15 protein-coding genes are annotated in these 13,383 nt (G+C 71.5%); 9 read left to right on the top strand and 6 right to left on the bottom strand.

The genetic code is table 11. The features are described 5' to 3' along the window. The first annotated feature begins 127 nt into the window (after nucleotides 1-127). On the top strand, nucleotides 128-1,342 hold the full coding sequence (locus tag ACTYVM_RS13955; protein WP_445526259.1) for an MFS transporter: 1,215 nt from the start codon (nucleotides 128-130) through the stop codon (nucleotides 1,340-1,342). Between the two features lie 66 nt (nucleotides 1,343-1,408). Here the strand turns inward: ACTYVM_RS13955 and ACTYVM_RS13950 are convergent, their stop codons facing one another. The 4 genes from ACTYVM_RS13950 to ACTYVM_RS13935 form a co-directional block, all read right to left on the bottom strand. After that, a complete protein-coding gene (locus ACTYVM_RS13950; RefSeq protein WP_445526258.1) occupies nucleotides 1,409-1,885 on the bottom strand; it encodes a MarR family winged helix-turn-helix transcriptional regulator in 477 nt (158 codons plus the stop codon). 92 nt (nucleotides 1,886-1,977) lie between these two features. Beyond that, the gene (locus ACTYVM_RS13945; RefSeq protein WP_445526257.1) at nucleotides 1,978-2,781 is read right to left on the bottom strand and encodes an AIM24 family protein; all 804 of its coding nucleotides are present in this window, start codon (nucleotides 2,779-2,781) and stop codon (nucleotides 1,978-1,980) included. Beyond that, nucleotides 2,778-3,428, bottom strand: coding sequence for an AIM24 family protein (locus ACTYVM_RS13940; protein ID WP_445526256.1), 651 nt, complete (start codon nucleotides 3,426-3,428; stop codon nucleotides 2,778-2,780). Before ACTYVM_RS13940 ends, ACTYVM_RS13945 begins: the two co-directional genes overlap by 4 nt. Nucleotide 3,429: 1 nt before the next feature. Further along, nucleotides 3,430-4,062, bottom strand: coding sequence for an AIM24 family protein (locus tag ACTYVM_RS13935; protein ID WP_445526272.1), 633 nt, complete (start codon nucleotides 4,060-4,062; stop codon nucleotides 3,430-3,432). 217 nt (nucleotides 4,063-4,279) lie between these two features. Here ACTYVM_RS13935 and ACTYVM_RS13930 point away from each other — a divergent pair, with 217 nt between their 5' ends. Together ACTYVM_RS13930 and ACTYVM_RS13925 are read left to right on the top strand one after the other, a co-directional pair. Then, nucleotides 4,280-4,624, top strand: a complete 345-nt coding sequence (locus tag ACTYVM_RS13930) for a DUF3817 domain-containing protein (protein ID WP_384171129.1) — start codon at nucleotides 4,280-4,282, stop codon at nucleotides 4,622-4,624. Further along, complete coding sequence (locus ACTYVM_RS13925) at nucleotides 4,621-4,941, top strand: MTH1187 family thiamine-binding protein (RefSeq protein ID WP_445526255.1); 321 nt, start codon at nucleotides 4,621-4,623, stop codon at nucleotides 4,939-4,941. The genes ACTYVM_RS13930 and ACTYVM_RS13925 overlap by 4 nt, the downstream gene beginning before the upstream one ends. Nucleotides 4,942-5,008: 67 nt before the next feature. Here ACTYVM_RS13925 and ACTYVM_RS13920 read toward each other — a convergent pair whose 3' ends face one another. Next, nucleotides 5,009-5,989 carry an ArsR/SmtB family transcription factor gene (locus ACTYVM_RS13920; protein ID WP_445526254.1) on the bottom strand — a complete coding sequence of 327 codons (981 nt, stop codon included), beginning with the start codon at nucleotides 5,987-5,989 and terminating at the stop codon, nucleotides 5,009-5,011. A 102-nt stretch (nucleotides 5,990-6,091) separates the two neighbouring features. Between ACTYVM_RS13920 and ACTYVM_RS13915 the strand changes: the two genes are divergently transcribed. The 4 genes from ACTYVM_RS13915 (at nucleotide 6,092) to icmA (ending at nucleotide 10,143) form a co-directional block, all read left to right on the top strand. Continuing rightward, nucleotides 6,092-7,363: an MFS transporter gene (locus ACTYVM_RS13915; RefSeq protein WP_445526253.1), complete on the top strand. Its 1,272-nt coding sequence runs from the start codon at nucleotides 6,092-6,094 to the stop codon at nucleotides 7,361-7,363. Between the two features lie 44 nt (nucleotides 7,364-7,407). After that, complete coding sequence (locus ACTYVM_RS13910; RefSeq protein ID WP_445526252.1) at nucleotides 7,408-7,917, top strand: MarR family winged helix-turn-helix transcriptional regulator; 510 nt, start codon at nucleotides 7,408-7,410, stop codon at nucleotides 7,915-7,917. Nucleotides 7,918-8,018: 101 nt separating this feature from the next. After that, a complete protein-coding gene (locus ACTYVM_RS13905) occupies nucleotides 8,019-8,363 on the top strand; it encodes a DUF3817 domain-containing protein (RefSeq protein ID WP_400029184.1) in 345 nt (114 codons plus the stop codon). Between the two features lie 79 nt (nucleotides 8,364-8,442). Continuing rightward, nucleotides 8,443-10,143, top strand: coding sequence for a coenzyme B12-dependent isobutyryl-CoA mutase large subunit (gene icmA, locus ACTYVM_RS13900; RefSeq protein WP_445526251.1), 1,701 nt, complete (start codon nucleotides 8,443-8,445; stop codon nucleotides 10,141-10,143). Between the two features lie 53 nt (nucleotides 10,144-10,196). On the opposite strand, the gene ACTYVM_RS13895 is transcribed toward icmA, so the two are convergent. Continuing rightward, on the bottom strand, nucleotides 10,197-10,814 hold the full coding sequence (locus ACTYVM_RS13895; RefSeq protein WP_445526250.1) for a TetR/AcrR family transcriptional regulator: 618 nt from the start codon (nucleotides 10,812-10,814) through the stop codon (nucleotides 10,197-10,199). Nucleotides 10,815-11,052: 238 nt separating this feature from the next. Here ACTYVM_RS13895 and ACTYVM_RS13890 point away from each other — a divergent pair, with 238 nt between their 5' ends. Beyond that, a complete protein-coding gene (locus ACTYVM_RS13890; protein WP_445526249.1) occupies nucleotides 11,053-12,024 on the top strand; it encodes a tetratricopeptide repeat protein in 972 nt (323 codons plus the stop codon). 646 nt (nucleotides 12,025-12,670) lie between these two features. Then, a complete protein-coding gene (locus tag ACTYVM_RS13885) occupies nucleotides 12,671-13,312 on the top strand; it encodes a DUF6230 family protein (protein ID WP_400029188.1) in 642 nt (213 codons plus the stop codon). Nucleotides 13,313-13,383: the final 71 nt, after the last annotated feature.

Below are 13,383 nucleotides of genomic sequence, written 5' to 3'. Positions count from 1 at the left end.
TTGATCCACATGTTCCTCCTCTTGGCATAGACCGCGCACCGGCGCCGCGTCCCGGCCGACGACCGACCGTCGGCGGACGCGGCGCCTCGGTGTGCCGTCTTCATGCCTTCCGTTGGGGGAACCACTCATGTCCGCGCCCACTTCGTCGCGCCCAGCCCTGCCCGCGCGCCCCTCGTACGCCGCCGTCCTGCGCGTCCCGCACGCGCGCCGCACCTTCACCGCCGCCCTGACCGCACGCCTGTCCTACGGGATGGTGTCGCTCTCGGTGATGCTGGCCGTCACCCGGGCCACCGGGTCGTACGCCGTGTCCGGTGTCGTGATGTCCCTGTTCGGCGCCATGTCGGTCTTCCTGCTGCCCCTGCGAGCGTCCCTCGTCGACCGGTACGGACCACGTCGCGCCCTGCTCCCCATGGCCACGCTCTACGGCGCTCTGCTGTGCGCCCTGGCGGTCCTGACCTGGGAGCCCGGCGCACCGGCCGCGGCCGTCGCCGCGACCGCCGCCCTCGCGGGCGCCTGCGCGCCGCCCCTGGGCCCCACCATGCGCGCCCTGTGGTCCGAACTCGTCGCCGACCGGGGCCTCCTGCTGCGTGCCTACAGCCTGGACGGCGTCGCCGAGGAGCTGCTGTTCGTCTCCGGCCCGGCCCTCGTCGGCGTGCTCGTGGGCTTCGCGTCCCCGGCGTCCGGCCTCCTGCTCAGCGCGCTGCTGATCATCGCCGGTACCTGGGCCTTCGTCACCTCCCCGGTGCTGGCCGGCCCCCGTCCCGCGCCGCGGCGGGAGCGGTCCCGCGGCCGCCTCGCCGGGATCCGCGGCCTCCTGCCGCCGGTCGCCGTGGCCCTGGGCGTCGGCCTGGCGCTCAGTGGAGTGGACCTGCTGGTGATGGCGTTCGCCGCCGAGAAGTCGTACGACACGGCCCTGGTGCCGTGGGTCCTGGGCGCCCTCTCGGCGGGGAGCGCGGTGGGCGGCCTCGTCAACGGGGCGATCGACTGGCGCAGACCCGCCCGGGTGCGCCTGACCTGGTTCGCGGTGGGCCTTGGCCCCGTGATCGCCGTGGCGGGCCTCGCGCCCGGTGTGTGGACCCTGACGGCGGCCATGGCCTGCGCGGGTGCGTTCATCGCTCCGGCGCTGACCACGGCGTATCTGCTGGCCGACGAGACGGCGGCGGAAGAGTCCCGGACGCGGGCCGGAGCGTGGGTGAACGCGGCGGTGAACGCCGGTGGTTCGGGTGGAGCGCTGGTGACGGGACTGCTGATCGGTGCCCTGCCGCTCGGGGTGTGCTTCCTGCTGGCGGGAGGGGTGTCCGTGGCGGCGGCGCTGGTCGCGGCACCGTGGCGGCGCCGGTAGGCGCGTTCCGCCCGTCCCGGCTCCGGGGCCTCGGGTCACCCCGGGGTCCCGGACGCTCGGCCGGGCTCAGGGACGACCGCGCTGCGCCCGCAGATGCTCGGCGATCGGCTTCAGGGACTTGTCCAGTTCCCTCAGCGCCTCGTGGTCGAGCAGGTCGATGAAGTGCCTGCGCACGGAGGCCACGTGGTGCGGCGCGACCTTCCGCATGGTCTCCAGGCCGTGCTCGGTGAGGACCGCGTACAGGCCCCGGCGGTCGGACTCGCAGTTCTCACGGCGCACCAGGTTCGCGTTCTCCATGCGGGTGATCTGGTGCGAGAGGCGGCTCTTGGACTGGAGGGTGGCGGACGCGAGGTCGCTCATGCGCATCCGCATGTCCTCCGACTCGGAGAGATTCACCAGGATCTCGTAGTCGTTCATCGTCAGGCCGAACGGCTGAAGGTCCTTTTCGAGCTGGTACGTCAACAGCCTGTTGACCTCCAGGTGGGTGCGCCAGGCGCACTGCTCCGCATCGGTCAGCCAGGGCGTGGCCGTCTCGGTCTCCATGAATGAAGTCTACCTAAGAAGTTGAAAGACGAACTAGCGAGAGTGGTGTGACGCCGCGCATGCGTTCGATGTCACACTCCGCAGACTACCGCTCACACGCCGAAGCGACGCTGGAGATCTCCCAGCTGTCCGGGAAGGCGCGTCTGGCCGGCGTGCTGTCCGCGGGTTCCGGACACGCTTCCCCCTCCGGGTACCCCGGGCTCGTCCGGAAGCACCCCCGCCGCCTGCTCCGCCATGAGGCTCTCGCTCGACTGGAGCAGGACCGTCCCGGCGCCCACGAACTCGAACTGGTGCTCCTCCCCGGAGACCGGTCCGAGGCCCGTCATCGAACGCAGCCCGCCCAGTACGCCGGTCAGGTACCCGTGGTCGTAGTGATGGCACGGGGACGGGCAGTCGGCCCAGCCGACCAGCGCCTGCGGGTCCACCCGGATCGGGGGCTCCATGAACACCACGGGGCCGTTGGAGGCGGCCACGAACTTCCCGGTTCCGATGAGGGTGAGGAAGCCGGGCACGATCGACTGCTTCAGCGCGAGAGTTGGCTGGAATGCGAGCAGATTGCCGGAGCGAATGGTCAGATTGCCGTCGTCCAGGTCGAAGGAGTTGACATCGAAGGCCCGGTCGGCGAGCAGCATCCGGCCCGAGCCCTGGGCCACCACCCAGTCGCTCGCGTGCAGAGGCGAATGGAACGACGTACGGGTCAGCAGGTCCAGCGCGCCGTGCCCGATGCCGTTGAACTCGATCGCCCCGTAGTAGGCGATCATCTTCCCCTTCTGGAGGAACCACTGGCTCCCCTTGAGCTCCACGCAGAAGGTGTACGGGTTCACGTTGTCGTCGGCCGGCAGGGTGCTCGGGTCGTGGACCACCGGCCCGGCGCCGGGCGTTCCGTACGCGCTCACAGCTTCTCCTCCGACGCCTGGACGTACACCGTGCCGTTGCCGCTCAGCTCCAGCTGGAAGCCCTCGCCGGAGCCGCGGCCCACCATCTCGCGCCAGCCCAGCGCGGTGGAGAGCTTGTTGCGGACGTCGCCGTGGTGGGCGACGTAGGCCTGCGGGTCGACGTGGACGGGGCGCTGCGGGGTGATCGGCACCTCGAAGACGCCGCCGTGCGCCATGACCGCCACCGAGCCGTGGCCCTGGAGGGTCGTGGTGAACAGGCCCTGACCCGTCACCTGGCCCCGTACCATGCCCATGACCCCGCCCTGCGAGCCCATGAACATGGTCCCCTGCTGGAGCGTGCCCTCGAAGGCGAGCAGACGGTCCGCCTCCACGTACAACGTGTCACCCGTCATCTCGATCAGGTGCACATGGTGACCGCCGTGCCCGAAGTACACCGTGCCGCTGCCCTCCACGGTCATCAGCGGTGTCGCCTCACCCGCCACCCGGCGCCCGATCATCGACATCAGACCGCCCTGGCCGCCTTGGATGTTGGGCGTGAACTCCACGTCACCCCGGTAGGCGAGCATCGCGCCGCGCTGACTGAACAGACGCCGGCCGGGCACGACCGCCGCCTCGACCATCTTCGAGTTGATCTCCCGGAAGGTCATCTCACAGGTCCCCCGCGATCGTGTTCCGCTCGCTCGGCTGGACGTACACCAGCCCGTCCCCCTCGAACCGGATCTGGAAGGCCTCCCCGCCGCCCTCCCCGAGGAACGTGCGGAAGGTCACCCCGGACTGGAAGGACTGCCGGACGTTCCCCTGGTGCGCGACGTAGGCGCCGGGGTCGACGATCAGCGGGTACTGCGGGCTGACCCTGAGCACCACCGCCGGCCCGTCCGACATGATCGCCGCCTGCCCGTGCCCCTCGACCGTGGTCGTGAACAGCCCGTTGCCCTGGGAGGCGCCGCGCAGCCCGGTGAACGTCGTGCCCGTCCTGAGCGCGGCGTCGGTCGCGAGCAGGTTGCTCGACTCCACGTACAGCTTGTCCCCCTGGAGATGGACCAGATTGATCTCGGCCGCCCGGTCGGCGAACCAGCACGTCCCCTGCCCCCGCACCTCCATCACCGTCATCTGCTCGCCGGTGAGCCGCCGGGTCACCATGCCGCGCAGGCCCTCGCCGCCACCGGTCAGCCTCTTGAACGCCATCTGCCCGTCGTACGCGACCATCGAGCCGTTCTTCGCCTTCACGGCATCCCCGGTCATGTCGACGGCGAGCACCCTGCTGTCTTGAAGTCGGAACATCGCCACGCAGCGAAGGTAGCGGCGGACGGGGGCGGCCGACAGGGTCCACGGGGGGACAACGACCCTGATTCACACCCTTACGGGTCGGCCGCGGGCACCCCCTGACCGGACCCGCGCGGTGGGTTTGCCACAATGGACGAACGTTTGTGCTCGCATTCACAAGCCGGCCGGCGCCCCTCCAGCGGCCCGCCGGTCCGTCTCCCACCGAAGGTGACCCGTGGACATCAAGACCGCCACCGCCCTCCGCCGCCTCCGCCTGGTCTCCGCCCCCGAGGCGGTCTCCTTCCTCCTGCTGCTGGTCTGCTCGGTCCTGAAGCGGACCACGGACTTCAACGCGGTGCCCGTGATGGGCGCGATCCACGGCGTCCTGTTCATCCTGTACGTGATCTTCTGGGCCGACGCCTGGAACCGCGCCAAGTGGTCGCTGGGGACCGCCGCCCTCTACTTCGTCCTCTCGGTCCTGCCCACCGGCGGCTTCTTCGCCGAGCGCAGGCTCAAGCGCGAGGCCGAGGACGCGGTGATCGCCTCCCGCGCCCGCCGCGAAGGAGTCGTGAGCGCGTGATCGTCGCCTTTTCCGTGACCCCGCTCGGGGTCGGCGAGGACGTGGGGGAGTACGTCGCCGACGCCGTCCGGGTCGTCCGCGAGTCCGGACTGCCCCACCGCACCGACGCGATGTTCACCTCCGTCGAGGGCGAGTGGGACGAGGTCATGGACGTCGTCAGGCGTGCCGTCGCCGCGGTGGAGGCACGCGCCCCGCGCGTGTCCCTGGTCCTCAAGGCGGACATCCGTCCCGGCGTGACGGACGGCCTCACCGCCAAGGTGGAGCGGGTCGAGAGGTACCTCGCCCAACAGGGTGGGCAGGAAGAGCAGGCGGAGTAGGCGGAGTAGGCACCCGGCGGCGCGTCGTGGGACTCCCGTCCCACCCGCGCCGCCCGTTTCGCGCGCCTCACCCGCCCGAGACCAGCGCCATCCCCAGCGGTGTGCGCTCGTACAGCACCTGGTGCCCGTACCGGCGGGACGTGAGCAGGCCGGCGTCCCGCAGCACCGTCAGATGCGCCGACACCGACGACGGAGCCAGTCCCAGCCGGTGGGCCAGGGCCGTCGTCGTCGCCGGATCGGTCAGCGCGGCCAGTACCGCGGCCCGCCCCCGCCCCAGCAGCCGCACCAGGGCCTCGCCGCCCTCCGCGCCCGGCCGGGCCCACAGGCCCGCCAGACCCCGCGCCGGATACACCAGCGTGGGCTGCCAGGGCGGGTCGTAGCCGCTGATCACGTCCGGCCAGGAGAACACGCTCGGCATCAGCACCAGGCCCCGCCCGCCGAGGTCGCGCCCGTGCTCGCCCGGCCAGTCGACCGTCAGCGTCCGGCCGTCCCAGGACATCCGCCGGTCCAGCTCCGGCAGCAGCGCCCCCAGCCCCACCTCGGCCAGCCGCCGCGAGTGGAAGGCCACGTCGGCCTCGAGGAGCGCCCGCAGCCGGGGCCATTCCGGCTCGACCAGCGCGTGCCACGCGGCCTCCATCAGGTCGGCCAGCTCCCGCACCGCGCGCCCCGGATCGGCGAGCATCGCCCGCCCCCGGGCCGACTCCAGCGCACCCGGCGTATCGGCGAGCGCCCGCGCCAGCTCCTCCCGCGCCGTCCCGGGGTCCGCCGCCCGCAACTGGGCGATCTCGTCCTCGAAGACGGCCGCCGGCCCGATCGGCGGCGGCCCGAGGAAGTCGGGGCTGTGCCCGCGCCGGGGCATGAGCAGCCACAGCGGGGCGAGGTCCAGCTCCCGCGCGGCCTCCCGGATGCGACGCAGCCAGTACGGGTGGTACCCGTGCCGGTCCGGCCGCCGCAGCGTCCGCACCGCCTCCTGCGTCTCCCACAGCGGCGACACCGCGAACCGGCACCGCATGAGGTCGTCGTCCCCGAAGTGCAGACGGAACGGCACGGCACCCCCAGCAAGAGCAGCGAAGAACAGCGAAGACGGCGAAGATTCGGCGGAGGCCGAAACTCTACGCCGCCCGCCCCTGCCACCGGCACGCTGCGGCCCATGCAGCAAGCCCCCGAGCCCGCCCCCGCCCCGCAGACCCCGGACCAGCCGGAGCCCCCGCCCGTGAGCGCCCCCGCACCGGAACCGACGGGCTACGCCCGGGTCCTCGCCGTGCCCGAGTTCCGGGCGGTCTTCGCCGCCCACGCCCTCTCCCTGCTCGGCGTGGTCGTCAGCGAGATCGCCCTGTCGGTCCTGGTCTACGACCTCACCGGCTCGCCCCTGATGAGCGCCCTCACCTTCGCGCTGGGCTTCCTGCCGTACGTCGTCGGCGGCACCCTCCTCGCCGGGATCGCCGACCGCTTCCCGGCCCGCCGGGTGCTCGTCGTCTGCGACCTGGTCTGCGCCGCCTGCGTGGCCCTCATGGTGGCGCCGGTGTCCCACATCGGCGTCCTGCTCGTCCTGCGCTGCGTGCTCGCCGTCGTGTCCCCGGTGTTCCAGGGGACGCGCATGGCCACCCTCACCGACATCCTCGGGGACGGCGACCTGTTCGTCCTCGGCCGCTCCCTGCTGCGGATCGTCTCGCAGAGCGCGCTGCTCGTCGGCTACGGCCTCGGTGGCCTGCTGCTCACCGTGGTCAACCCCCGGCACGCCCTGCTCATCACCGTCGGCACCTTCCTGACCTCGGCGGTGTTGCTCCGCTTCGGCACCCGGCGCCGCCCGCCGCGCACCGTTCGGCCCGGCGCCCTGGTCGGCGACTCGCTCCGGGGCGCCCGGAAGGTCCTCGCCGACCGCCGGACCAGGGTGCTGCTCCTGCTGTTCTGGCTGCCGCCGATGTTCGCGGTCGTGCCCGAGGCGCTGGCGGCGCCGTACGCCGCCGCGCTCGGCGCCGGCTCCACCGGCCTCGGCCTGCTGATGTGCGCGCTGCCCGTCGGCACGATCGCGGGCGAGCTGTACGCCGGCTCCCGGCTGCGGCCCGCCGCCCGCGAGCGGATCGCCCTCCCGCTGGTCTGCCTCATGCTGCTGCCGTACCTCGGCTACGCCCTGCACCCGGACCTCACCGTCTCCCTCCTCCTGCTGCTGCTGTCGGGCACCGGGTCGGCGTACACGCTCGGCCTGGACCAGTGGTTCGTGCGGGCGGTGCCCGAGGAACTGCGCGGCCGGGCGATGACCCTGCTGACCGCCGGACTCATGACGATCCAGGGCGTGGGCATGGCGCTGGCCGGGGTCGCGGCGGAGTTCGCCGGGCTGACCGCGACGGTCGCGGGGGCCGGAATCCTGGGGACGGTGTGCTGCGTGGGGCTGGCGGTGGCCGCCCGCCGGACCGAAAGCTGAGACGGGGCTGAGCCGGATATGACCGACGGGTAGGGTCTGGTGACGTGCCGAAGCCCCTCAGTCTCCCTTTCGACCCCATCGCCCGCGCCGACGAGCTCTGGAAGCAGCGCTGGGGAAGCGTGCCGTCGATGGCCGCGATCACCTCGATCATGCGCGCCCACCAGATCCTGCTGGCCGAGGTCGACGCGGTGGTCAAGCCGTACGGGCTGACCTTCGCGCGCTACGAGGCCCTGGTGCTGCTCACCTTCTCCAAGGCGGGCGAGCTGCCGATGTCCAAGATCGGCGAACGTCTGATGGTGCACCCCACCTCCGTGACGAACACCGTGGACCGGCTGGTCAGGTCCGGTCTCGTGGCCAGGCGCCCCAACCCCAACGACGGGCGCGGCACGCTCGCCGTCATCACCGACAAGGGCCGCGAGGTGGTCGAGTCGGCCACCCGCGACCTGATGGCGATGGAGTTCGGACTCGGGGCCTACGACGCCGAGGAGTGCGGCGAGATCTTCGCGATGCTGCGGCCGCTGCGGATCGCCGCGCACGACTTCCACGAGGACTGAGGGGCCGCGTTCCACGAGGACTGGCGGGCCGCGACAGGGGCCGGCCGCTCCACGGCCACCCGGGGCAAGATCTCCCGGAACGGGTGGTTACGCTCGTCCCCATGAAACGAAGCGTGCTGACCCGCTACCGGGTCATGGCCTACGTCACCGGTGTGCTGCTGGTCCTGCTGACTCTCGGCGTGATCGCCAAGTACGTGCTGGGCATCAACGGCGCGGCGAGCTTCACGAGCGTCGTCGGCATCGCGCACGGCTGGCTGTACGTCGTGTACCTGGTGTTCGCCTTCGACCTGGGCTCCAAGGCCAAGTGGCCGGTCGCCAAGCAGCTGTGGGTGCTCCTCGCGGGGACCGTCCCGACCGCCGCCTTCTTCGTCGAGCGCCGGGTCAGCCGCGAGCTGGAGTCCCGGCTCGCCGCGCAGGACGAGGCCCCCGCGGTGGCCAAGGCGTAGGCACGCGCCACCGCCGTACGGAACCCGTACGGCGGTCAGCCGTCGACATTTACTTGGACGTCCTAGTAAATTCGAGGGTATGGACGCTGACGCCATCGAGGAGGGCCGCCGCCGCTGGCAGGCCCGGTACGACGCCGCACGCAAGCGCGAGGCGGACTTCACCACGCTCTCCGGCGACCCCGTGGAGCCGGTGTACGGCCCCCGGCAGGGAGACACGTACGAGGGATTCGAGCGGATCGGCTGGCCGGGGGAGTACCCCTTCACCCGCGGCCTGTATCCGACCGGCTACCGGGGACGCACCTGGACGATCCGGCAGTTCGCCGGGTTCGGCAACGCCGAGCAGACCAACGAGCGCTACAAGATGATCCTCGGCAACGGCGGAGGCGGGCTCTCGGTCGCCTTCGACATGCCGACGCTCATGGGCCGCGACTCCGACGACCCGCGTTCCCTGGGCGAGGTCGGCCACTGCGGCGTGGCCATCGACTCGGCGGCCGACATGGAGGTGCTGTTCAAGGACATCCCGCTCGGTGACGTCACCACGTCGATGACGATCAGCGGGCCGGCCGTCCCCGCCTTCTGCATGTACCTGGTCGCCGCGGAGCGGCAGGGCGTGGACGCCGCCGTCCTCAACGGCACGCTCCAGACGGACATCTTCAAGGAGTACATCGCGCAGAAGGAGTGGCTCTTCCAGCCCGAGCCGCATCTGCGCCTCATCGGCGACCTGATGGAGCACTGCGCCTCCAGGATCCCCGCGTACAAGCCGCTGTCCGTCTCCGGCTACCACATCCGCGAGGCGGGGGCGACGGCCGCGCAGGAGCTGGCGTACACGCTGGCGGACGGCTTCGGATACGTCGAACTGGGGCTGAGCCGCGGTCTCGACGTCGACGTCTTCGCGCCCGGCCTGTCCTTCTTCTTCGACGCGCACCTCGACTTCTTCGAGGAGATCGCCAAGTTCCGCGCGGCGCGCCGCATCTGGGCCCGGTGGATGCGGGACGTCTACGGGGCGAAGACCGACAAGGCGCAGTGGCTGCGCTTCCACACGCAGACCGCCGGGGTCTCGCTGACCGCGCAGCAGCCGTACAACAACGTCGTGCGTACGGCCGTCGAGGCGCTCGCGGCGGTGCTCGGCGGCACCAACTCGCTGCACACCAACGCGCTCGACGAGACGCTCGCGCTGCCGAGCGAGCAGGCCGCGGAGATCGCGCTGCGCACCCAGCAGGTGCTGATGGAGGAGACCGGGGTCGCCAACGTGGCCGATCCGCTGGGCGGTTCGTGGTACATCGAGCAGCTGACGGACCGGATCGAGGCGGACGCCGAGAAGATCTTCGAGCAGATCAAGGAGCGCGGACTGCGCGCGCACCCCGACGGACAGCACCCGATCGGGCCGATCACGTCGGGCATCCTGCGGGGGATCGAGGACGGGTGGTTCACCGGCGAGATCGCGGAGTCGGCGTTCCAGTACCAGCGGGCGCTGGAGAAGGGCGACAAGAGGGTCGTGGGCGTCAACGTCCACACCGGCTCGGTCACCGGCGATCTGGAGATCCTGCGGGTCAGCCACGAGGTGGAGCGGGAGCAGGTGCGGATGCTCGGCGAGCGGAAGGCCGCGCGGGACGACAGCGCCGTGCGCTCCGCGCTGGACGCGATGCTGGCGGCCGCCCGCTCCGGCGCCAACATGATCGAGCCGATGCTCGACGCGGTACGCGCCGAGGCGACGCTGGGTGAGATCTGCGGGGTGCTGCGGGACGAGTGGGGGGTCTACACGGAGCCCGCGGGGTTCTGAGGGCCAGGAGCAGGAGGGGGCGCCGGGGCGGGTTGATCCGTCCCGGCGCCCCCTCAGCCGTTCGCCGCCAGCCCGGTCAGAAGGAGCCGGGTGAGGTCGTGCACCCATCGCTCGTCCGCCGGTTCGTCGCTGACCAGGGTGCGGTGCACCACCGCGCCCGCGACGACGTCGAAGATCAGGCCGACCGTGCGGGCGGCCTCCTCCGGGTCCGGTTCCGGGGGGAGTTCGCCGCGCGTCTGGGCGCGGGCGCGGCCCTCCAGGACCAGGTGCTTCTGGCGGTCCACGATCGAGGTGCGGATCCGTTCGCGCAGGGCCTCGTCGCGGGTCGACTCGGCGACCACGGCCATCAGGCCGCTCTTGGTCTCGGGCCGGGCCAGGATCGCCGCGAACTGGTGCACCACGCCCTCGATGTCGGCGGCGAGGCTGCCGCGGTCGGGGAGGCGGAGCTCGTCGAAGAGTTCGGCGACGGCGTCGACCACGAGTTCGTTCTTGCCGGCCCAGCGGCGGTACAGCGTCGTCTTCGCGACCCCGGCCCGGGTGGCCACGTCCCCCAGGGTGAGCCCGGACCAGCCCAGCTCCACCAACGCCGCCCGGGTGGCGGCCAGGATCGCCGCATCCGCGGCGGCGCTGCGCGGCCGGCCGGCGCGGGCGATCGGGGTGCGGCTCTGCATTCCCTGACCATAACCGGACCGAAAACGAGTGATTCCTGTCCGGTCGTGAGAGAGATCACCGCGATGAGCTTCCGCGAGGGCACCCGGTGCCATTACGCTACGTGCCGTAGCGAAACGCGGGCGCGAGCCCGCGTCCGAGCGACGACCACAGGGCGCCAGGTGGGGACCGGGAGCCCGCGGCGGTACGGCTTTCCCGGCGGTTTTCACTCAGGCGGGCAGAACGGGGGAGGATAGGCGCATGCAGCCACGGAACATGTCCATGAGCGGAGTCGTCGACCTTGCCGCGGTGAAGGCGGCCCAGGAGGCCAAGGCGAAGGCGGAGCAGGCGCGCGCCCAAGCGGCCAGGGAGGGCGGCGCGGGGGCGGTCTCCCCGGCCGATCTCGTCATCGACGTCGACGAGGCCGCTTTCGAGCGCGATGTCCTCCAGCGGTCGGCCGAGGTACCGGTCGTCATCGACTTCTGGGCCGAGTGGTGTCAGCCCTGCAAGCAGCTGAGCCCGGTCCTGGAGCGGTTGGCCGTCGAGTACAACGGGCGCTTCCTCCTCGCCAAGATCGACGTCGACGCCAACCAGTTGCTGATGCAGCAGTTCGGCGTCCAGGGGATCCCCGCGGTCTTCGCGGTGGTCGCGGGCCAGGCCCTGCCCCTGTTCCAGGGCGCGGCGGCAGAGGCGCAGATCCGGGAGACGCTGGACCAGCTGGTGCAGGTCGCCGAGCAGCGGTTCGGGCTGACCGGCCTGACCGTCGACCCGGACGCCGAGGCGGGCGCCGAGGCGGCCCCGCAAGTCCCGGTCGGCCCGTACGACGCACTGCTGAACGCGGCCTCGCAGGCCCTCGACGCCGGCGACCTGGGCGGCGCGGTCCAGGCGTACAAGAACGTGCTGGCCGACGACCCGGGCAACCCGGAGGCCAAACTCGGCCTGGCGCAGGCCGAGTTGCTCCAGCGGGTGCAGGGCCTGGACCCGCAGCGGGTGCGCAAGGAGGCGGCCGAGAAGCCCGCCGACGTGCAGGCGCAGATCATCGCCGCCGACCTGGACCTGGTGGGCGGTCACGTGGAGGACGCGTTCGGCCGGCTCATCGACACCGTGCGGCGCACCGCCGGTGAGGACCGGGACACGGTGCGGCTGCGGCTGCTGGAGCTCTTCGAGGTCGTCGGGGCCGAGGACCCGCGAGTGACGGGGGCGCGCCGGGCGTTGGCGCGGGCGCTGTTCTGATCCGGGCCAATGCTCCTGCGGTGGCCAGTCGTTGAACCTCACGGCCTGTGATGCCCGAGTGAAGGATTGGCCGAGGGGCCGTCAGTGCGGCCGCGCTTTACCAAAACTTGGTAAGCGCGGCCGCTGTTACTGGCAGTAAATCAGGGGTGTGCTTCCGCCCGGTTCCAGCCGGAGATGGGGCGTTTTGTTCTGCCCTTCGTTGCCACCCAGTGTCGCCGTTCGAGACCGGTGAGTCGTGTCCCGGTGGCCCGGCCGTTACCAGCGAGTAACGAACCCCCTTGTGCGGGCGGCGAGAATGCACCACGATCGGCGACGCTCGGTCCATCCCCGTACCCCGGCAGCCGGCCGGGTCATGGGGTGCCTGGGTCCCCACCGAGCAGGGGCGGCGGTAGTGACGCCGACCCTTGGGACAGGGGGGTCTTCGCCGGCTGGCGAAGCCTGTCCAGCAAGGTTGTGCGTGATGCGTGTCAGGCGCGACCAGTGGTTGTCGCTCGGGGGTGATCGCCGGTGATTCGGGCGCGGTTGGCGTCACCGAGTACGGGCGCTCTCCTTCCCGAGGACGTAGCACTTCTCCCATCCCTGCCCGGCCGAACCGCCGGCCGGTGGTGAGCCGGGCCAGGAGATGTACGTCCGAGAAGGAGGAAAAATGGAGTCCCAAGTGCGTGGCGGGACCAGATGGAAGCGGTTCGCTGTGGTCATGGTGCCCAGCGTGGCCGCGACGGCGGCGATAGGCGTGGCCCTGGCTCAGGGTGCCCTCGCCGCGTCGTTCAGCGTGTCGGGCCAGTCGTTCAAGGTGACGGCGGACCGGCTCGAAGGCAAGGGGTTCTCCCAGTACGGCGCGATCGACTCGGGGAAGAGCCTCGACGGCAGCAAGGACGAGAACCACCCGGTCGCGGTCTCGGCGTTCAGGACGGCCACGATCAACAACCTGTGCCAGTCGGTCGTCACCCCGACGCCCTTCGGCAACGTGAGCCTGATCCTGAAGGCGGGCGGCGGCAAGTCGCCGGTGGAGGCCGAGAACCTCTACATCGACGTCGCCGACCTCACGGCCGACGCCACGTTCACCAACATGGACATCGGTGTCGCCGCCGGAAGCATCGACAAGGGTCCGGGCGTCAAGGCGGGCGAGCTCAAGAACAAGCAGACCAGCCCCTTCGGGTTCGCCCAGCAGGCCGAAACGGCCACGCTGACCGGCGTGAAGCAGACGGCGTGGGCGACCACCGCCGGAACCTTCAAGCTCAGCGGACTCAGCATGTCACTGGCGACGGGTACCAAGGAGTGCTACTAGGCACTCGGTGACGGGCGGGGGAGCCGATGGCGCCCCCGCCCGTTCCACCTTCCACCCGCTCTTCACACACC

Source organism: Streptomyces cyslabdanicus (assembly GCF_052663305.1).
The sequence above is the reverse complement of the archived record's forward strand: the minus strand, read 5'-3'. Positions and strand labels throughout refer to the sequence as shown.